The sequence below is a fragment of the Methylosinus sp. RM1 genome, assembly GCF_011378635.1.
GTDB lineage: Bacteria > Pseudomonadota > Alphaproteobacteria > Rhizobiales > Beijerinckiaceae > Methylosinus > Methylosinus sporium.
This window is the reverse complement of sequence record NZ_WOVC01000001.1, coordinates 57684-76763: the sequence shown is the minus strand read 5'-3', so window position 1 is coordinate 76763 and position 19080 is coordinate 57684. Positions and strand designations below refer to the sequence as shown.

The window sequence follows — 19080 nt, the reverse complement described above, 5'->3', positions numbered from 1 at the left end:
ATCTCCATTCGCTTCTAGGCGCCTACCGAATGCGACGACACGCGCAAAATGGTCGTAATTTCACTACGATCCGATCCGAGCCGCACGCGCAGTCGCGTCGTTTCGCGCTCGCGCCCCATGTCGGGCCACCACACCGCTCTTTCGATCTCGATTTTCTGCGCGCAGATCATGAGAATTTCGATTCCGCCGCGCCTGATGCGCGCGCCATCGTCAGCAACTTCCGCCTTCGCCTCTGGATGCAGGAGAAAGCCGAGCGTCGCCGCTCGTTTCGTGAACGGCTCGATTCGATCACGAATGACGACCTCGCTCGACCTCACCGACAAACGACGGACATGAATGGGACGGCCGGGAAGGTTCGCGAAACCATTGTGCGACCCCTCTAGGACGAAGCCGTCCTTTGTCCTATCGTAGAATCGCACGTTCACATCAGGTCGGCGGCCACATCGAAATGCGCTGAAAAAACCGGCCTGATCGGCATTCTCGAAACAAAGAGTGTTGTGATTGGCGGCCGAGCGTGCGCACCGGCGTTTCTCGCCCGCGACATATTCGAAGACACCTTGATCGACGAAGATGCGCTCGCCTGCGACCGACCATTCGAAACTGCCGATGTCTCCATGAGCGTGGGCCGGCAGATCATCTGGACCGATGCGGCCGAAATCCGCGACGAAATAATCCGCGCCATTGCGCAGGCCGAAGTAGCCGCCCTGCGGATAGGCGAAAACGCGTTGCGGCGTCGGTCGGCTGCCGAACAATCGCGCATAGACCTCAAGACATTCACCGGGTTCATATGACATGGACAGTCCGGCGTCGTTGAACAAGGCGACGCGGCCGTCTGGATGCGCCAAATCGGCGGTGGCCTGCGCCATTCGTTCTAGCGCCTCGTCGATTCGGCCGGTCGATGGACCCACGCCGAGAGCGCGCCGGCACTCGAGAACATCAGCGAAGACCTGACAATGATAGGATGGCGAGCGTTCATAATGTACGCCGTCGAGTGGGATTTGCCGCGCCAATTCGTCGATCAGCAAACGCGTCCCGAGCGCACGCCAGCGGTCGGCCATCGGCCCCGCGAAAAATGCAGAGGCCCAGATCAGAGCCTTGATATTCTTCACGAGGTGATTGCCGCCGAGGTCCGTTTCGAGATTCTTCTCGAGATGGCAAATTTGGCTCGCCAAAGATGTGATCAACGGCGCCGCGGCTTCGGAGAGGCAAAGGCGCCGGGCGGCGAGCTGTTGCATCCAGACGACGACCCGCAACGAAAGAGAATAGCTGTTCCAGCTGTCCTTCCAGCACTCGGGTTCGTCTCCGAGATTGCCGCCGATCCACTGGCGCGCCAAATCTGTGAAGAGCGCGTCGTCGACCTCCTCGAGATATTCCATATAGTGCAGATTCATCCGCCAGAGCTGACTGGCGGAGTCTTCACGCCGGCAGCGCCAATCGACATTCGGCCCCGTCTCGAACGACTGTCCGAGAAATATGAGCAGAAACTTGTCGCCGACGCGCTCTAGCCGTCCATGCCTCGGAGCGAACAGAGGGAGTGGGGGTCTCGCCGCGAGCGGCGGAACGACGACGGGCGCTGGCGACCTCCTTGGAGCCCGGCGCCGCAGATCCCTTTCTATGCGACTCACCAGCTTGCGAAGAGGGACGCGTCGTCCGAAGGCGATCGCGCGCGTCATTTTCTGGAAGGGACCGACATCTTTCATCGATCCGCAATCCTTTCCAGCGCGACGCGGCGTCGCCGAGCGCCAGGTCGAGCCGTAGCGATCGCATCATTGAGCACATCGATATATTTCGCGGCCAACTCGGCGCGATCGAAGTGCCGTCGCACATGCGCATAGCCGGCGGCGCCGAGCCGCTTCGCCAATTCACGATCCTGCGAGAGCCGCATCACGGCCGCCGCCAGCTCCTCGGCGCTCTCTGGAGTGATCGCGACTCCAGCGCCAGCCTCCTCCAGAAGCGTGCAGGCTTCGCCTTCCACTCCGAGAATGATAGGTCGACGCATCGCCATGGCCTCGAACATTTTGGATGGCAACACGGTCCTGAACAAATCGTCTCGACGAAGAACGATGAGGCTCGCATCAATGGCCTCCCAAACCCCCGGCATCGCCTCCTTGGGCTGCTGCCCGAGCATTACGACATTGCTCAATTGCTTCTCGTCCCTGATCTTCAGCAAATGGCGCCGCGCCGCTCCGTCGCCGACCAGGAGAAACGCGATCTGCGGACGATCTCGAAGGATTTCGGCCGCATCCAGCACGGTTTCCAGACCATGCGCCATCCCATGCGTGCCGACATAGGCGGCCACGAAGCAGTTTTGGAGCCCGAGGCGTCGCTTGACGTCGCTTGCTCCCTCCGAAGGCGTGAAGCGCGTGAGATCGGCGCCGTTCTTGATCACCGATATCTTTTCGGGAGTCCCACATCGCGACGAAATGTGCGAGACGAAGGACTCGGTCACGGAAACGATCCGGTCCGCGCGACGATAAGCGATCCGCTCCAGCCACTCCAGACAACGCACGACGACGCCTTTGCGTATCGCCCCGACAGCGACGATGCTCTCCGGCCACAAATCTCTGATCTCGAGCACCCAGGGCGTGCGTTTGAAAGTCTGCGCCACCAGGCCGATCAGACCACAAAAGAATTGCGGGGATGTCGTGACGACGACATCGGGGCGCCCGAGCCAGAACATCGCCAAGCTGGCCGACGCCGCATAGGAGAGATAATTGATCGTGCGCAGCATGACGCCTTCATTGGCTGCGATGCAGGTCCACACTCGGACGACGCGCACCCCATCGACCGTCTCGCTCTGATAGAGCGCGTTCGTGTGGCCAGGATAAACCCGGCCCTCCGGATGGTTGGGGGCGCATGTGACCACGACGACATCGTGTCCGCTGCGGGCCCAAACGCGCGCATGTTCCGCGGTCCGGGACGCCGGCGCATTAACTTCCGGGGGATAGTAATGGGTGAAGAACATGATGCGCACGTCGTGATCTCGCAATATGCCATTCACGCCGGCAATAGAGCGTGTCTACCGCCGAGATGAGCATCGATCGCCGCGACAATTCGTTCCGCCGCCTTGCCGTCCCACATCGGCGGAATCTGTCCCCTCTTTCCGCCGCCCGCGAGCGTATCGTCGACCGCGCTCGCGAGCGCCTCGATGGATGTTCCCACCAGAATATTCGTTCCCTGCTGGACCGTGACGGGACGCTCGGTGCTGTCGCGCACCGTCAGACAGGGAATCCCGAGCGCCGTGGTCTCCTCCTGGACGCCGCCGCTGTCCGTGATCACGAAACGCGCCTCCTTCATCAATCCAATCGCACGAAGATAGCTGAGCGGCGGCGTGACGATGATGGAGGACGTCAGCAGCAGCGCATCGAGCCCCGCGCTCGCGATCATCGCCCTGGTGCGAGGATGCAACGCGAAAACGAGCGTGATCTTCCGCGCTATGCGCGCCAATGCGTTCAACAGTGATTCGAGCCTTTTGGGGTCGTCCACATTGGAGGGACGATGAAGGGTCACAAAGGCGAATCCGAGCGCCGCCGCCTGCTCGCTCAGCGCGGGGTCCGCTCCCGCTCCCGACAGCGTCGAACGCACGGGAGCAGCTCTCGTCGAGCAGGCGCGCAGAGTGTCGATCATTACATTGCCGACGAAGACGATGCGCCGAGGCGAGACGCCTTCGGAAATCAGATTGTCGATTGCGGACTGCTCGCTCGTGAACAGCAAATCGGAAAGCCTGTCGACGACGAGACGATTGACTTCCTCCGGCATCGAGCGATCTCCGCTGCGCAGCCCTGCCTCGACATGTGCGAGCGGAATGCCGAGCTTGGCGGCGACGAGAGCCGCCGCCAGCGTCGAATTCACGTCGCCGACGACAATCGCCATATCGGGCGGGCGCGTCGATAGGATTGGCTCGAGCCCCAGCATGATGCGCGCCGTCTGCTCGGTCCCCGTGCCGGAGCCCACCTCGAGATTGATATCCGGCCGTGGAATCTCGAGCTCGTCGAAGAAAATCGAATTCATGGCGACGTCGTAATGCTGCCCGGTGTGAATGAGTTGAGGAGTGAGTCTGTCGCAGTCCGTCAGCGCGCGCATGATCGGCGCGATTTTCACGAAATTCGGCCGCGCTCCGACGATGCAGCAGATGGTTCGCGCTCGCGGATCCGACATTATCGCTCCGTCAATTCGATCGGCGTCGACGCATGCATCGACGAAACGCATCGCGCCCAGACCCGGCTCCAGGGAACGCCACTCTCCGCGGCGAATTTCAAAGGATCGTTCCCTGCCGAGGCTTCGCGCATCCACGCATGGACCGGAATTCCGAAGCCCGTTTTCGGTCGATTCACGATTTCTTCCGGCAGCGCCCGACTTGGCGCATTCGCGAGCAGCGACTTTCCGGTCGGCCGATGGCGACGCCCGAGCAATGGCGCGACGCGACGCAAAAGCCTGCAGTCCACCAATGGCGTGCGTATCTCCAAAGAGTGCGCCATGCCGGCCCAATCCGCGTCGCGTAGCAACTGATTGCGGAGATAGAAGCTCGACTCGAGCGTCGCGACCTCGCCGAACGACGATGTCGGCCCATCATCGAGCGCCGCGGCGACATGCGCGAGCGGATCCAGCCGCACGAGCCCCTCGCGCAAAAAGTCCACGTCGGCGATCTCGCTGTCGAGCTCTGTCGGAAGAAACAGACCACGAGAGAGCAAATAGGCTCCGGCCGCGCTGCCGCCGTAGGCCAGGAGGCCGATCGCCTTCGGATGCAGACGCACGCCAGATCTGCGCGCCGTTTCCACGACACGCGCGAAAGCCGTCCCCTTCCCGGCGACGCGCGCGGCGAGGCCGAACCATTTGACGCAGTGCGGCACCCTATGGAAGGTGCTATAGCCGCCGAGCAGCTCGTCGCCCCCGACGCCGGAGACCGCCACTTTCAGTCCGAGCTCATGCGCCGCTTTCGCGACGAACCAGCTGTTGATTCCATCGACGCTCGGCTGATCCATCGCTGCGATGATCTGCGGAAGATCGCGCTTGAATTCGGCGGCGCCGATCCGCCTTTTCGTATGATCGGCGCCGTATCGCCTCGCGAGCCGCTCTGCAGCGGGGGCTTCGTCGCTCGCCCCGCCTATGAATTCATCGAACTCGAGAGTGATCGTCTTGATTTGCGTCTGACCGAGATCGCGCATCAGACCGAGCAGCGCCCCGGAATCGACTCCGGCCGACAGGAAGGCGCCCACCGGGACATCTGCGACGAGGTGATGCCGGACACTGTCGAGAAGCGCTTCCCGAAACCATTCGTCGCATTCTTCGTCGCTCGCTTTGAGCGCCTCATCCTCGGCGTCCCGAAGAATGCGAGCGATCGAAGCGTAGCGCCGCGGCTCCTTCACACCATCGCGTCCGACAATGATCGTCGTCCCGGCGGGAACAGCGCTGATCGCGCGGTAGACGGTGAATGGCTCCGGCACGCTGCCGAACACATAGAAGCCGATCACGCCCGCAGGATCGGGAACACGCGACGTCAGACCGCCGGCGACCAGCGCTTTGACGCTCGATGCGAACTGAAACATTTTCCCGTCGTCCGCATAATAGAGCGGCTTGATCCCGTAAGGATCTCGCGCGAGCAGAAGCACGCCGCGCTCCGAGTCCCATAGAGCGAAGGCGAACATGCCCCGAAGCTCGCGGACCATCGCTTCGCCCATTTCGGCATAGAGATGCAGCAGCACCTCCGTGTCCGATCGGCTGACGAACCGACGCCCCTTTTTCTCGAGCCTGTCGCGCAACTCGAGATGATTGTAGATTTCGCCATTGAAGGTGACGACGAGCCTCCCGTCCGCGCTCGGCATCGGCTGCGCTCCGGCGGGCGAGAGATCTATGATCGACAAGCGACGATGACCCAAGCCGACGCGCTGGTCGCCGGAGATCCACTCGCCGACCCCGTCCGGCCCACGTTCGGCCATATGGTCCCGGGTGCGAACGAGCGCTTCCCGATCGATCGGGCCGGCGCTCGCCGCGTGAGCGTAAATGCCGTTGACGCCGCACATAGGAGAATGATTCTCGTCAGGCCAGAACGACATTCGAGCTGGTCACGCCCGCGCGCCGGCAAGCGTTGCGCGTATCGACAATCAGCTTTGCGTTCGACGCGAGAGCGGCATAGTCCACGTCGTCGTGATCTGTTGCGATGAGAACCGCGTCATAATCGACGAGTCGAACCGGATCCCAGATCTCAGAGCGCCGGCCAGATAGCGATTTGTGCTCGCGTGAGTCCGGAAGGACGCTCACGAAAGGATCGTAGAACCGCACCTGCGCGCCGCGCGCCTCGAGCAATTCGATCATTCGAAGCGCAGGGCTCTCGCGTGTGTCGTCGACGTTCTTCTTGTAGGCGACGCCCGCGACCAATATCCGCGACCGGCTCAAGCCGCGACCAGATGCACGATCCAACGCACCCGCCAGCTCGTTGACGATATGCTGCGGCATACTCGAATTGATCTGCCCCGCGAGTTCGATGAACTTCGTCGCGACGCCATATTCACGCGCTTTCCAGGTCAGGTAGAACGGATCGATCGGGATGCAATGCCCGCCGAGACCGGGCCCCGGATAGAAAGGCATGTAGCCGAATGGCTTCGATTTTGCGGCTTCGATGACTTCCCAGACGTCGACGCCCATCGCGCCGTAAACGAGCTTCAGCTCGTTGACGAGCGCGATATTGACGGCGCGGAAGATGTTTTCGGTGAGCTTGACCGCCTCGGCCGTCGCGCTCGACGACACGACCACCGTTCGCGGGACGAATTGATCGTAGAGAATGGCGGCGAGGTTGGATGCGTCGGCGCTATCCGCGCCGATCACTTTAGGAATGCGCGACGTCGAGAATTCGAGATTGCCGGGATCTTCCCGCTCGGGGGAAAAGGCGAGGTAGAAGTCGCGATCGCAGACGAGGCCGCTCGTCTCCAGAATGGGTCGCAACACTTCGAAGGTCGTGCCCGGATAGGTGGTCGACTCGAGGATCACGATCTGGCCGCGACGAAGCCGGGGCGCGATTTGCTCGCCTGTCGCCACAACGAATGAGAGATCGGGATCGAGATGCGCGTCGAGCGGCGTCGGCACGCAGATCAGCAATGCGTCCGGCTCCGACAAGCGATCGAAATTCGTCGTCGCATCGAATCGGTTCTCGCTCAGCAGCGATCGAATGCGGTCGTCGGGAATATGCTTGAGATAGCTCTTGCCGCGGACCAATGCGTCGGGCTTGGCCGGATCGACGTCGAAACCCAGCACCATCGAGCCCGCCTCAGCGGCGGCGATACAGATCGGAAGGCCGACATAGCCGAGCCCGATCACTCCGATCACCGCCTGCTTGTGTCGCAATTTGTCTTCGAGAATCTGAATGGGAGCGCGTTGCAATGTCGTATTGAGCATCGTTCCGTCCTGTAGGAGCGTTTCGATAGGCATTTCGCGTGCGTAAGGACATTTGGCGCAGGGGCTGGCCGGTCGAGAAATTTTCGATCCGCCACGCTACCGCACTTCGGGTGAATCACATCCCCGAGCGTCGACCTTCGTCGTCGCGCCGCCGATTCGGCGCCGTTGCGCGGCGATCGCACGCCCTATGATCGTGCGTCGCCGAAGAGAGAACCCGTCAGGCGACCGGGATTCGTCGGTCTGCGATAGAAATTATTCATCGGTCGATTCTGCCGCTTCATCGATTTCGACCGGCCGCGGTTCGCGCAGAGAGTGTCGGAGCGCGATCGATGTCGAACTCCAGCGATGTTTCCCTTACGCGCGAGGCGGCTTCGCGATCAAAGCGAGAGCGATGATCAGCAGATGTGATTGTCGCAACTCCGTATCCTCGAAGCGAAACGAATAATTGTGGGAAATATATGCTATCGATAAAGCTCAGCGGAATGATAGGGGCTCTGCTCATCGTCTTCATTGAAGAAGATACTGCACATCGGCGTTAAGCGCTCGTTAGGAAAATTACTCGGTGGGCGCAATCGCGAAATCGCTTATTAATTCGTGGCGACGCGGCGTTCGGCGCACGCAGGCGGAGGCGATCACGGCCTCGGCCGGCGGATGAGATCGAATGCGCGGCGCCGGCGTCGGAGGCGTTTCGAGACGCCGGCGCAGATTGGATCGTGAACGGTTTCGATGAATTTCATGTCCGATTTCGTGCAGGAGAGACGAAATGGCGCAAGCATCGGCAGTTGCGGCGGGCGCGGCCATCGAAATGGACAGCCTCGACATTCCCGCCCTGCGTCATGATCTCAGCGTTCCCCTGGTCATCGATCTCGACGGCACTCTCGTCACCACCGACACGCTTCACGAGGCGCTGCTGCTGCTCATCAAGCGAAAGTGGTGGCAGGCGTGGCGGGTTCCGGCTTGGACATTGAAGGGGCGCGCCGTCGTCAAAGAGAAATTGGCGGCGATCGTCACCGATGACGATGTCGCCGGCTTTCCTTGCAATCCCGCGCTTCGAACCTTCGCGGAGCGTGAAGCGCGATTTGGGCGACCGATCGTGCTGGCGACAGCCGCCGATCATGCGATCGCCGAAAAGGTCGCGAGGCGTTTTCCCTTCATTTGCAAAGTCGTCTCTTCCGACGGGCGGATCAATATGAGAGGACGCGCGAAAGCCGATGCATTGACGCAGCTCTACCCGAACGGCTTCGTCTACGCTGGCGATTCCTTTCCGGACATCCATGTCTGGCGACATGCTTCGGCGGCGGTGTTCGCGGGAGCTTCGCCGCGCATCGTCGAGAAGGCGCGCGAGGTGACGGAGATCGTGGCCTCCTTCCCGAGGCGCGCGCTCGGCCTGAAGGGAATCCGGCGCGGTCTGCGACTGCACCAATGGGCGAAGAACGCGCTGGTCTTCATTCCGCTCATACTCGGCGGTAAAGCCCTCGACATCGGCGCTTGGATCTTCGCATTCGAGGCATTCCTAGCCTTCGGCCTGCTCGCATCGGGCGCCTATCTGCTCAACGATCTTTGCGATCTGGCCGACGACAGGCGGCATTGGTCGAAGAAAAATCGTCCGCTCGCCAGCGGAGAGCTGCCGATCGTCTGGAGCATCGGACTTATCGCGGCCTGCGGCGCAGCGGCGTTCGGACTGGCGTGGATCGCCGGCCAGGCGTCGGTCATCCTGCTCGCGATCTATCTCGTCGTCAGCCTATCCTATTCGTTCCGCTTGAAGCGCGAGCCGATCATCGACGTCTTTTTGCTCGCCTGCTTGTTCACCATGCGCCTCGCTCTCGGAGTCGTCGTCGCCGATGTGGCCTTCTCGCCATGGCTGTTCGTGTTTTCGATGTTCATCTTTCTTTCGCTGTCCCTGGCCAAACGGCAAACGGAAATCACGCGAATGGCGGCGCATGGGCAGGAGCGCACGCCGGGCCGCGGCTATCACGCCGGCGATGCGCCTTTCGTGCTGGCGACGGGAATCGGCGCCATGATGGCGACGATCCTCGTCATGGTCATCTACCTCGTCGAAGACGCCTTTCCCAAGGGCTTCTACAAGCATCCGGATTTCCTCTGGGGCTTTGCGGTCGTCATCTTCCTGTGGCTCGCGCGCGTTTGGCTGCTGTGTCACAGGGGCGAGCTCGACGACGATCCGGTGGCGTTCGCATTGAAGGATCGCGTGAGCCTGCTCTATGCGGCTGCGATGGGCGCAATTTTCGTCGCCGCGATCTGGTGACAAAGGGAAGCAATTCCATGTCCTCTGATTTCGCGAGGCGCGATGGCGTGCGGTCCTGGGGGCGCACGTCGAATCATTCGCAGCATGTGGCGCGTCCGCGGTTCCGCGACGAGCTGAACAGTCTGATCGGCGACGCCGAAGCGAGCAGCCGTCTGGCGTCGGGCCTGCGTCGGTCTTATGGAGATTCATGCCTCAATTCGGACGGGGCGCTGATCGACATGCGCGGCCTCGATCGATTGATCGCCTTCGATGACAGAACCGGAACGCTCTGCGCCGAAGCCGGCGCATCGCTCTCGCAGATTCTGGCCTTCTCGGCGCCGCGTGGCTGGTTCCTGCCGACGACGCCGGGAACGCGGTTCGTCACATTGGGCGGCGCGGTCGCCAATGACGTGCATGGCAAGAATCACCATGCGGCCGGATCATTCGGACGACACATCGAATCGATCGGGCTATTGCGCAGCGACGGCAGTCGGCGCATCCTCTCGCCGACTGCCGAGCCTGACCTGTTCGCGGCGACGATCGGCGGCCTGGGCTTGACCGGGATCATCGAATGGGCCGAGCTCCGGCTCGAGCGGATCGCGAGCGCTTATCTCGATGTGGAAACCATTCCCTATCGCAGCCTCTCCGAATTCTGGGCGCTCGCCGAGCAGAGCGCCGAAAATTTCGAACACACGGTCGCCTGGATCGATTGCGTGTCTCGCGGGACGAAATTCGGTCGCGGCCTCTTCTCCCGTGCGAATTGGCGCGCCGACGATGCGCTGGACGCCCATGACGATCGCACTTGGAAAAGCATTCCATGCGATGCGCCGGTCTTCCTTCTCGATCGGCTCGCCATCGCCGGCTTCAACGAACTCTACTACAGGACGAATCGCGCCCGCAGAGGACTGAGGCGACAGCATTATGCGAGCTATTTCTACCCGCTCGACGCGCTCCGCGGCTGGAACAGGCTCTATGGACGGCGTGGAATGTTCCAATATCAATGCGTCATTCCGAGAAGCGAGGCCCGCGAGGCCATCGCTATCCTGCTCGACGAGATCACGCGTTCGGGCCAGGCCTCCTTCCTCGCCGTTCTCAAGACTTTCGGCGAGCTGGCGTCGCCGGGCCTTCTGTCCTTCCCGCGGGCGGGCGTGACGCTGGCGCTCGATTTCCCCAATCGCGGAATGGAAACATTGCGCCTGATGTCGCGGCTCGACGCGATCGTCGAAGAGGCGCGCGGCGCGCTCTACCCGGCCAAGGATGGTCGGATGACGGGAAAAATGTTCCGACATTCGTTTCCCCGATGGCGGGAATTCGTCGTTCACAGGGATCCCGCCATGAGCTCGGATTTCTGGCGAAGGGTGAGCTCGTGACTCGAGCGGGCAAGCGTATCGTAATTCTGGGCGCCGCCTCTGCGATCGCCGAAGCGACGGCGCGGATCTGGGCGCGCGAAGGAGCGCGCTTCATTCTCGTCGGCCGCGAAAAATCTCGGCTCGACGCGATAGCGGATCATTTGAGACTTTTAGGCGCAGCGCAGGCGCATCCGCTGGTCCTCGATTGCGCGACGGCCGATGCGAGCGCGGAACTCGCCGCCATGCTGAAAGCCCTCGGCGGTCTCGACGTCATGCTGCTCGCCTACGGTCTGCTCGGCGAGCCGAAGCGCTTGGAGACGGAGCCAGCTGCGGCGGCCGAGCTGATGCAGACGAATTTTTGCAGCGCCACCGCCTGGTGCCTCGCGGCCAGCGCCATTTTGGAGCGGCAGCGCTCCGGCGTTCTTCTCGTCATCGGCTCGGTCGCCGGGGACCGCGGGCGCCGATCGAATTTCGTCTACGGCGCCAGCAAGGGCGGACTCGCGCGGCTCGTCGAGGGGATAGCGCACAAGCTCGCGCCTGTCGGAGCGCGCGCGGTCGTCGTCAAGCCCGGCTTCGTCGATACGCCCATGACGGCTGGCGTCGCGAAGAAGGGCTTGCTATGGGCCGATCCCGACACGATCGCGCGGGTCATCGCGCGAGCGGCGGAGAGAGGCGGCCCCACCGTCTATGCGCCGGCCTTCTGGCGCTGGATCATGCTGGCGATTCGGCATCTTCCAGCCCCAGTTTTCAACAGGCTCGATATTTGAGGTTCGTCCATGACGACGCAAAGCGACAGCGACATGAGAGCCGATGCGAACGCGCGGCAATTCGCCTGCTTTATCGCGCTCGGCGGCTGCGCCGCTCTGGCGAATTGGCTTTCGCGCTTTGCGCTGGAGCGGATCGTGAGCTTTCCGCTCGCGGTCGCCATCGCCTATATGATCGGCATGGTCGTCGCCTTTACGCTGTTTCGTCGTTTCGTCTTCCCGGCCTCGCCTCAGCCGCTGGAGCGGCAGGTGAAGCTTTTCGTTCTCGTCAATCTGGCGGGTGTCGCCCAGGTGTGGGCGGTCTCGATGACGCTCGTCTATTATGTGTTTCCCGCGCTCCATTTCGCCGGCGCGCTGGCCGAGCCGATCGGACACGGCGTCGCGATCGGCGTCCCGACGTTGTCGAGCTATTTCGGGCATAGGCTCCTGACCTTCAGAGCGGCCTGAGGCAGCAGTCTCCGCTGAGCGCACCATGCTCCGCGCGCAGGAAAAGCACGCGGAGCGAATGCGCGAGCAAACCTCATTGTGTCCCCTGATTCGAGGTCAGCTCGGTCGTCCGGCTGATTGAGCACGCGTCGCCGGGACGCGAGGAGGAGCGATCGACGGTTCGCTGAACTTTCACGATCCTCGGCCGGATCTTCGTGTAGGTGACGCCCGGGCGCGCCACCGACTCCCCCACCGCGAGCTCCGCGAGATCGGCGATCGACCAGACGGATCGAGCGCGGTCGAGGCTCGGGAATTCCAGCAGATAATCGATCTTCGTATCGATCACATAGCCGTCATGATCGACCCAGCCGTCGCAAAGATAGCGGAGCAGGCGAGAATCGGTGATGCCGTCGAGAGAGCGAACTTCGAAATTATCCGTCAGCTCATAACGTGTATCCACTTCCTGCAGGCCGAGCGTCGCCCGCGCTCCGACCGCGAGCCCGAGCGACTGCGCGAGCTTGGCAGAATTGGCTTCGCGCCGCTCGGGCGCCGCCTGGACCGAATAGAGGCTATCGGAATTGCGCGAGACGTCGCGCCGCAAGCCGAGCTCATAGATGGCGACTCCGACAAAGCCGAGGCTCGATGTCGCGATCATGCCCATGGCGAGCCCGCGCCGCGGCCAATGCGACTGCGCGACGGCCTGCAATCCGAGCGCCGCCGCGAGCATTCCGAACGGCCATATGAAGATCGTGTAGCGCGCGAAATGAAACGACGGCAGCACATTGAACAGATAGGCGGCGAGAAACCCGAAGAAGGCCGCGGCCAGCGCTATGATCGTCAGGCGCTCGCTCCGGTCGGACGAATTGCGAAACAGCGCCCATCCGACGACCGCGAGCGCGGGGACGACAATGCTGAAATAGGCGGCGATCCGAACCAGGACTTTGATGTTGACCGGGACTTTGCCGATCCAGGCGCTTTCCAGATGCGACGACATCAGCCGGCGCGCCTGTCCGGCGCCATAGGGCAATTCATGCGAGAAATGCACGAAGATCGCGATATAGGCGAGGATGGCGGCGCCGAAGACGCCGAGGAGAACGCCGAGCTGGGCGAGCTCCCGAACCATGCGCCTCCCGAACCAATGGGCTCCCGCGAGCCGCACGGTCACGAGAATGAGCAGCAGCGGAAGCGCTTCCGGGCGCAGCCAGAAGAGCGCGCCGGCGAGCAGGCCCGCGATCCCGTCCTGGCGGAGCGTCGGCCCCTGTCTCTCATCGTACCAGCGAAATAGGAGCGTGAGATAAAAATAGGCGCAGGCGAAGGCCGCGAACACCGCATTCTCGGTGCCGCTCATGCCATTGTAGACGCTGCCCGGCAGCCACAGAGTGAGGAGCGCCGCGAGCTCGCGCCAGGGGCGGCGCAGACCAATTCGCCCGGCGACGAGAAAGGTGACGCCGGCAGTCGCATAGAGGCCCGCGAGGCAAATGATTTTCACGGCGAGCGGAGTCATGGCGGCGCCGACGACCCACATGGCCAGAGCGTCGATCAGCATGAACCCCATGGAGGTTTCGCCGCTGTTGGGCTGATCCAGATTGAATTCCAGCGGATGGCCGCGCAAGAGATTGCGCGCATAGACGAGGTGAATTTCCGCATCGCCGGAGAATACGGACCAATACAAGAGAGGATGGAGCAATCCGACGACCGCCACGAAAGCGATCAGATAGGCTTCCCCCCTGAAATGGCGTTCGTAAAAAGACGCGAGCATCTCATTCTCCAAATTGAAGAATTGCCGGACGATGAACCGGCCCGTCGAATAAGGATTATGGTCCTCTTCGCCCATTCCGAAGAGACGAATTGCGCTCGGAGCGCAGCGGAGAAATCAGCTTCGCTCTTTGGGCCGATCAATGTCGCGCGGATGGCCGCTCCGCCGAAATGCGGACTATTACCCGTGAGCCGAAAAGCGGGAGCCAAAACGCGGCGCGCGGCTCCTCGGCAGGCCCGGGCGAGCCGGTCGAGGAGCCGGAGTGCGAGCGGCTGCGGCGTCGTCGAGGGGCGCCGTTCCCCGCTTGCTCATCGCCCTGCGCTCCATTAGTCATGAAAGCGCAACAGAGCGCATCCGGGAGGGCGCGGGCCCCATGATGTCCAGCTGGTCCAATATCGCCGTCATGGGCGCGGTCGCCGCCGTCGCGATCGTCGTGCTGCTCGGCCTCGGCAATGTGCTGCGCGGGGGCGACGGCAATCTCTCGCAAAAGCTGATGCGCTGGCGCGTGGGCTTGCAATTTTGCGCGCTGCTGCTGATCCTGGCGATCCTCGCCTTCCGTCATTAGAGGAGCCGCCGATGGTCCGCCTCGACAAAATCTACACACGCGGCGGCGACGCCGGCGCCACCTCGCTCATCGGCGGCCAGCGCCGCCGCAAGGACGATCTGCGCGTCGAGGCCTATGGCGCCGTGGACGAGACCAACGCCGCCGTCGGCCTCGCCCGCCTCGCCACGGGCGAAGATGCGGCCCTCGACGCCATGCTGGCGCGCATCCAGAACGACCTCTTCGATCTCGGCGCCGAGTTGGCGACGCCGGTCGCGCCCGGCGAGACTTTGCCCGAGCACAGCCTCGCCATCGTGCAATCGCAGGTCGATCGGCTGGAGCGCGAGATCGACGCGCTGAACGCCCCGCTCGCGCCGATCAAATCTTTCGTGCTGCCGGGCGGAACGGCGGCGGCCGCGCATCTCCACCTCGCCCGCACGGTGAGCCGCCGCGCCGAGCGGATAATGGTGGCGCTCGCCAACGCCCCGGACGAATCCGTCGGCGAGACGGCGCTGCGCTATGTCAACCGCCTCTCCGATTTCCTCTTCGTCGCCGCGCGCTACGCCAATAAGGATGCGGGCGATGTGCTGTGGACGCCGGGCGCGACGCGCTGAAGCTCAGCGCTCGGCCTTGTCCGCGAGCCAGCTCGCGAGCTTCAGATCGGAAAGCGCGCCGATCTCGGTGACCAGTCGGCCATTGGCGGCGACCAGCGCGGTGAAGGGCAATTCGCCCGCCCAGGCCTGATCCACCTCGAAATAGAGCCGCTCGACGAAACGATCGGCGAAAGCGAAATTGGCGGCCTGCCGCAGCCCCGCCTTCTCCATGCGGGACAAGGCGCGATGGCGGTCGCTCTCCGGATCGGCATTGACGAAGACGAAATCCACGCCCGACGTCTCCCGGGCGAGCTTCGCCCAATCGGCCAGCTCGGCGACGCAGATGGAGCAGGTCACCGACCAGAAATGCACGATGAGCGGCCGGCCGGCATGGGCCTTGCGGATGGCGTCGAAAGAGCCGCGCCCGAAAGGCGCGATCTCCGGCTTCGAGACCGCCTGCCCCGAGGCGGCCTCGCCGGTTGCGATTTGCGGCGCGGTGGCCTGCGACCAGCCGACTTGCGACCAGCCGACTTGCGGCCAACCGACTTGCGCCGTGGCGCAGGCGACGGCGGCGAACAGCGCCCGTCTCATCCTCGCGCGCATGTCTGACACTCCTGTTTCTGCCGCTCTTTTCCACCACATAGCGGAAATCACAAAGAGATGCGAGCCCGAGACGGCGCGGCGGCCACGACGCGGAAAAGGGCCGCCGACCATCGATTTGCGCCCGTCGCACTGTGTTGTTAAGTCTGGGATCAGCGGCGCGGCGGCGCGCCGACCAACCGATCCGCCCCCATGTCCGACACGACCCATACAGCCACCGACCCGGCCGCCCGCAAGGCCGCGGCCGCAAAAGCCTCGATCGCCGCCAGCGCCGCGCTGACGCTCGCCAAGCTCGTGGCCGGCCTCGCCTCGGGCTCGCTGGCGCTGATTTCGGAGGCCGGCCATTCGGCCGCCGACGTCGCCGCCACAGTGCTCACCTATGTCGCCGTGCGCCAGGCCGAGAAGCCGGCGGACGAGCGGCACCATTATGGCCATGGCAAGGTCGAATCGCTCGCCGCGCTGATCGAGACCGGGCTGCTCTTCGGCCTCGCGCTGGTCGTCGCCGGCCAGGCGGCGCGCCGGCTCGGCGAGCCGGAAGTCGAGATCGACGCCGGCTGGCCGATCTTCGCCGTGCTCTTCTTCTCTATCGTCGTCGATTTCGTGCGCGCCCGGGGCCTTCGCGCCGTGGCCGAAGAGACGCAGAGCGACGCGCTCGCCGCCGACGCCCTGCATTTTGCGAGCGATCTCGTCTCCTCGGCTCTGGTCATTCTCGGCCTCGCCGCGACGCGCGCCGGCTTCGCCCAGGGCGATGCGCTGGCCGCAATCGGGGTCGCCGCCTTCATCGCTATCGCCGGCTACAGGCTCGGCCGCCGCACGGTGGCGACGCTGCTCGACGCCGCGCCGCAGGAGCTGGTGCCGCAAATTCAGGAAATTCTGCGCGCCACGCCCGGCGTCATAGCGGTGGAGAGCCTGCGCCTGCGCACCGCTGGACCGAAAGTGATGGGCGAGGCGGTCATCGGCGTCGCGCGCACGCTGCCTCTGGAGCGCGCGGCGCGCATAAAGGAGGACGCCAATTCCGCGATTCTGCGCGCCATTCCCGGCGCGCAGATCGCGCTCGCCACACGTCCGATCGCGCTCGACGACGAGACCGTAATCGAGCGCATTCTGCTCGTCGCCGCGCGCCGCCGCATTCAGGTGCATCACATCATCGCGCAAACGGTGGGCGAGCGCCTCTCCATCACGCTGGATATGGAGCTCGACGGCGGCATGTCGCATGGGCGCGCGCATCAGATCGCCTGCGATCTCGAGCAGGCGATTCGCGAGGAATTCGGCGAATCGATCGAAATCGAAACGCATATCGAGCCTTCGGAGCCGCAATTGCTCGCCGGCCAGGATGCCGAGCCGCAGACGCAGCGCGCGATCGCCGACGCCCTCGCGCGTCATGCCGCGCGCGGCGGAAAAGTCAGCGACGTCCACGATGTCCGCGCGCGCGAGACGGCGGAGGGGCTGGTCGTCAATTATCATTGCTGCGTCGATCCGCAGCTCTCCGTCGACGCCACGCACGCGGCCGTCGACGAAGTGGAGCGCGCCATGCGCGGCGAATTTCCGAACATCCTGCGAATTGCGGGACATGCGGAAATAAACGACCATTCTTGAGCGCGCCGGAGCGATTTGCGCCGCGCTTCGCATATTGTCTTTTGGAAAAAATGCGGCTATCCGTAGCCGGAAATAATCGAATATTTTTTCGAGGCCGCGATCATGTCGAATGTCACGGGCAAAGCCTATGGAATGAACGTCATTACGCCGATGAAACCCTGGCGGACATGGTTCAATCGTTTCAGCTTCATGATTTCCCGATCGATTCCCACCTCCCTCGGCGGTTTGCTCGGCCTCTCCTTCATTCATTTCGCGCGCTGGGCCATCGTCAAGCGCGACCAATGGCCCGATCTCGGCCAGGGCAAGCAAAATCTCGCCAATGACTATCTGCTGTTCTGCAGCAATTTCAACGGCACCTGGGATCAATATATCGACGCTTTCGCCGACGGCCTGCCCAACGGCCTCGATCTTCTGTGGTACACGAGCACGAAATATCCGCATTCCGTGCCGATCACGCCGTTCAAGAATTATATTCGCGCCAATCAGATCGACACGAATTATTACTACAATTCCGTTCCCGGCGCCGCGCAGCCCGATGTGAAGGCGGCGCTGCGCGTGCGGCGCGCGCTGCTCGCGCTCGCGCAAGCCCACGCCTCTTCGACGCCCGAGCAGTTCCGCGCGCTCTATGTGCGCCACCTCGTCTCCGTGCAGAACGACCTCGGCTATGAGGGCTATGCGCCGGTCGCCAGCAACGACACCGAGAATGCGGAAAGAGACCGCGCGGATTATCTGGCCAACGCCGGCGCTCTCGCGCTGGCCGCCCGCTGATCCATTTCGTTCGACGATCAAGAACTCCCTCGCGACGATCGAGAATTTTTCCGAAAGAGGACGCCATGCCGACCTTCGACAGCGGAGCCTATTTCCTTACGACCCTCATTCCGATCAGCACCGCGCCGATCTTCGAGGAGAGCGGCGGCTCGGCTTCTCCCGCTCATGCGCTGCGCAAGCGGCTGTCGCTGCTGCCGCGCGGAGAGCGCAGCCCGTTCGCGCGCAGCTCGCGCAATCATTTCGCCCGTTTCGTCGTCATCGACGATGTCGCCTATAATGGCCGCGAGCAACCCAACACGCTGCTGGTCGCCGCCGCTCCGGCGCTGTCCATCGACCAGAAATACAAGGATATGCTCAATCCGGTGATCGCGCAGCCGCAAGATCGCCTCTCCTGTCCCTTCCTCTTCTTCTCCGCTGATTTCGACGCGGCGAGCGGCGCGGATTCCGAGCGCGACGCCTATCTTCGCGATCTGTGGATTCGCTCGGAAGCGGAGCTGAAGGAGATATTCAAATATTGCCTCGGCTTCGAGGCGCGCGTCACCGACGCCGCGAGCTTCGCCAAATATATCGCCGACTGCCAGATCGAGACGACGATGCCGTTCCACGATTACTGGCTCGACGGCGTGCCGGCGGACCAGCTGCCGAATCTGTCGCTACAAAAGCTCGGCCTCGTCGGGCTGGGCATTTTGGCGGCCGTCGCGGCGCTCGTCTATTTCTGGCTGCTGCCCGCTTTCCTGCAGGGTTTCCTCGGCGCGCTGATCGCGCTCGTCGCCGGCGTCGCGGCCGCTGGAGCCTCCATCTATTTCTACGTTCTGGACTTCGGCAAGAAGCCCTTTCCAGCGGCGCCGAACTCCACTCTGCCGGAGGTTCTCAAGGCGCTCTATCTGCGTCGCGAATTCACGCGCTTCGCCATCGATCGCCAGTTCGACGCGGCGGGCTCGGACGAAGCCTCGGCGCAGAGCCTCTACGACTCGTTCAAATCTTTCATCGACGCCAACAAGCCGGACGACGTCGCAGAACCGACGCAAAAGGCCGGGGCCATCGGAATCTAGGGGC

At 63.1% G+C, this 19080-nt stretch carries 16 protein-coding genes; 9 read left to right on the top strand and 7 right to left on the bottom strand.

Features of this window, described 5'->3' with window-relative positions; genetic code table 11:
- Nucleotides 1–14: 14 nt before the first annotated feature.
- Genes FMZ75_RS00340 through FMZ75_RS00320 form a run of 5 tightly spaced genes read right to left on the bottom strand, consistent with a single transcriptional unit; the run spans nucleotide 15 to nucleotide 7389 of the window.
- Nucleotides 15–1673, bottom strand: coding sequence for an alginate lyase family protein (locus FMZ75_RS00340; protein ID WP_246728705.1), 1659 nt, complete (start codon nucleotides 1671–1673; stop codon nucleotides 15–17).
- Nucleotides 1674–1696: 23 nt separating this feature from the next.
- Entirely contained in the window at nucleotides 1697–2965 is a 1269-nt protein-coding gene (locus tag FMZ75_RS00335) for a glycosyltransferase family 4 protein (RefSeq protein WP_207783234.1), read from the bottom strand.
- 32 nt (nucleotides 2966–2997) lie between these two features.
- Entirely contained in the window at nucleotides 2998–4158 is a 1161-nt protein-coding gene (wecB, locus tag FMZ75_RS00330) for a non-hydrolyzing UDP-N-acetylglucosamine 2-epimerase (RefSeq protein ID WP_166140889.1), read from the bottom strand.
- Nucleotides 4158–6053 carry an asparagine synthase (glutamine-hydrolyzing) gene (gene asnB, locus FMZ75_RS00325; protein WP_246728691.1) on the bottom strand — a complete coding sequence of 632 codons (1896 nt, stop codon included), beginning with the start codon at nucleotides 6051–6053 and terminating at the stop codon, nucleotides 4158–4160. The genes wecB and asnB overlap by 1 nt, the downstream gene beginning before the upstream one ends.
- A complete protein-coding gene (locus FMZ75_RS00320) occupies nucleotides 6037–7389 on the bottom strand; it encodes a nucleotide sugar dehydrogenase (protein ID WP_108916111.1) in 1353 nt (450 codons plus the stop codon). Before FMZ75_RS00320 ends, asnB begins: the two co-directional genes overlap by 17 nt.
- A gap of 763 nt (nucleotides 7390–8152) precedes the next feature.
- On the opposite strand from FMZ75_RS00320, the gene FMZ75_RS00315 reads away from it, so the two are divergent.
- The 4 genes from FMZ75_RS00315 to FMZ75_RS00300 are packed head-to-tail and all read left to right on the top strand — an operon-like array spanning nucleotide 8153 to nucleotide 12191.
- Nucleotides 8153–9652, top strand: coding sequence for a UbiA family prenyltransferase (locus FMZ75_RS00315; RefSeq protein WP_142861893.1), 1500 nt, complete (start codon nucleotides 8153–8155; stop codon nucleotides 9650–9652).
- Between the two features lie 17 nt (nucleotides 9653–9669).
- Nucleotides 9670–11001, top strand: a complete 1332-nt coding sequence (locus FMZ75_RS00310; protein WP_166140888.1) for an FAD-binding oxidoreductase — start codon at nucleotides 9670–9672, stop codon at nucleotides 10999–11001.
- Nucleotides 10998–11747, top strand: coding sequence for an SDR family NAD(P)-dependent oxidoreductase (locus tag FMZ75_RS00305; RefSeq protein WP_166140887.1), 750 nt, complete (start codon nucleotides 10998–11000; stop codon nucleotides 11745–11747). The genes FMZ75_RS00310 and FMZ75_RS00305 overlap by 4 nt, the downstream gene beginning before the upstream one ends.
- 9 nt (nucleotides 11748–11756) lie before the next feature.
- Entirely contained in the window at nucleotides 11757–12191 is a 435-nt protein-coding gene (locus FMZ75_RS00300; RefSeq protein ID WP_166140886.1) for a GtrA family protein, read from the top strand.
- A 73-nt stretch (nucleotides 12192–12264) separates the two neighbouring features.
- On the opposite strand, the gene FMZ75_RS00295 is transcribed toward FMZ75_RS00300, so the two are convergent.
- Nucleotides 12265–13929 carry a hypothetical protein gene (locus FMZ75_RS00295; RefSeq protein WP_166140885.1) on the bottom strand — a complete coding sequence of 555 codons (1665 nt, stop codon included), beginning with the start codon at nucleotides 13927–13929 and terminating at the stop codon, nucleotides 12265–12267.
- 370 nt (nucleotides 13930–14299) lie between these two features.
- On the opposite strand from FMZ75_RS00295, the gene FMZ75_RS00290 reads away from it, so the two are divergent.
- Both FMZ75_RS00290 and FMZ75_RS00285 read left to right on the top strand, forming a co-directional pair.
- The gene (locus tag FMZ75_RS00290; protein ID WP_185966405.1) at nucleotides 14300–14491 is read left to right on the top strand and encodes a twin transmembrane helix small protein; all 192 of its coding nucleotides are present in this window, start codon (nucleotides 14300–14302) and stop codon (nucleotides 14489–14491) included.
- Nucleotides 14492–14502: 11 nt separating this feature from the next.
- On the top strand, nucleotides 14503–15081 hold the full coding sequence (locus tag FMZ75_RS00285) for a cob(I)yrinic acid a,c-diamide adenosyltransferase (protein WP_166140884.1): 579 nt from the start codon (nucleotides 14503–14505) through the stop codon (nucleotides 15079–15081).
- A gap of 3 nt (nucleotides 15082–15084) precedes the next feature.
- On the opposite strand, the gene FMZ75_RS00280 is transcribed toward FMZ75_RS00285, so the two are convergent.
- Nucleotides 15085–15663 carry a TlpA disulfide reductase family protein gene (locus FMZ75_RS00280; protein ID WP_246659726.1) on the bottom strand — a complete coding sequence of 193 codons (579 nt, stop codon included), beginning with the start codon at nucleotides 15661–15663 and terminating at the stop codon, nucleotides 15085–15087.
- A 189-nt stretch (nucleotides 15664–15852) separates the two neighbouring features.
- On the opposite strand from FMZ75_RS00280, the gene FMZ75_RS00275 reads away from it, so the two are divergent.
- The 3 genes from FMZ75_RS00275 to FMZ75_RS00265 all read left to right on the top strand — a co-directional run bounded on the left by FMZ75_RS00275 (nucleotide 15853) and on the right by FMZ75_RS00265 (nucleotide 19076).
- Complete coding sequence (locus FMZ75_RS00275; RefSeq protein ID WP_142861888.1) at nucleotides 15853–17256, top strand: cation diffusion facilitator family transporter; 1404 nt, start codon at nucleotides 15853–15855, stop codon at nucleotides 17254–17256.
- Nucleotides 17257–17358: 102 nt separating this feature from the next.
- Nucleotides 17359–18024, top strand: coding sequence for a hypothetical protein (locus FMZ75_RS00270; RefSeq protein WP_142861887.1), 666 nt, complete (start codon nucleotides 17359–17361; stop codon nucleotides 18022–18024).
- 65 nt (nucleotides 18025–18089) lie between these two features.
- Nucleotides 18090–19076, top strand: a complete 987-nt coding sequence (locus tag FMZ75_RS00265) for a hypothetical protein (protein ID WP_142861886.1) — start codon at nucleotides 18090–18092, stop codon at nucleotides 19074–19076.
- The last annotated feature ends 4 nt before the right edge of the window (nucleotides 19077–19080 follow it).

Excerpts from the sequence above, each read along its gene's own strand:
- FMZ75_RS00315 (WP_142861893.1), top strand. The coding sequence starts at position 8,153 with ATGGCGCAAGCATCGGCAGTTGCGGCGGGCGCGGCCATCGAAATGGAC.
- FMZ75_RS00295 (WP_166140885.1), bottom strand. The coding sequence starts at position 13,929 with ATGCTCGCGTCTTTTTACGAACGCCATTTCAGGGGGGAAGCCTATCTG.
- FMZ75_RS00300 (WP_166140886.1), top strand. The coding sequence starts at position 11,757 with ATGACGACGCAAAGCGACAGCGACATGAGAGCCGATGCGAACGCGCGG.
- FMZ75_RS00280 (WP_246659726.1), bottom strand. The coding sequence starts at position 15,663 with ATGCGCGCGAGGATGAGACGGGCGCTGTTCGCCGCCGTCGCCTGCGCC.
- FMZ75_RS00335 (WP_207783234.1), bottom strand. The coding sequence starts at position 2,965 with ATGTTCTTCACCCATTACTATCCCCCGGAAGTTAATGCGCCGGCGTCC.
- FMZ75_RS00285 (WP_166140884.1), top strand. The coding sequence starts at position 14,503 with ATGGTCCGCCTCGACAAAATCTACACACGCGGCGGCGACGCCGGCGCC.
- wecB (WP_166140889.1), bottom strand. The coding sequence starts at position 4,158 with ATGTCGGATCCGCGAGCGCGAACCATCTGCTGCATCGTCGGAGCGCGG.
- FMZ75_RS00275 (WP_142861888.1), top strand. The coding sequence starts at position 15,853 with ATGTCCGACACGACCCATACAGCCACCGACCCGGCCGCCCGCAAGGCC.
- FMZ75_RS00310 (WP_166140888.1), top strand. The coding sequence starts at position 9,670 with ATGTCCTCTGATTTCGCGAGGCGCGATGGCGTGCGGTCCTGGGGGCGC.
- FMZ75_RS00290 (WP_185966405.1), top strand. The coding sequence starts at position 14,300 with ATGATGTCCAGCTGGTCCAATATCGCCGTCATGGGCGCGGTCGCCGCC.
- FMZ75_RS00270 (WP_142861887.1), top strand. The coding sequence starts at position 17,359 with ATGTCGAATGTCACGGGCAAAGCCTATGGAATGAACGTCATTACGCCG.
- asnB (WP_246728691.1), bottom strand. The coding sequence starts at position 6,053 with ATGTCGTTCTGGCCTGACGAGAATCATTCTCCTATGTGCGGCGTCAAC.
- FMZ75_RS00340 (WP_246728705.1), bottom strand. The coding sequence starts at position 1,673 with ATGACGCGCGCGATCGCCTTCGGACGACGCGTCCCTCTTCGCAAGCTG.
- FMZ75_RS00265 (WP_142861886.1), top strand. The coding sequence starts at position 18,090 with ATGCCGACCTTCGACAGCGGAGCCTATTTCCTTACGACCCTCATTCCG.
- FMZ75_RS00320 (WP_108916111.1), bottom strand. The coding sequence starts at position 7,389 with ATGCTCAATACGACATTGCAACGCGCTCCCATTCAGATTCTCGAAGAC.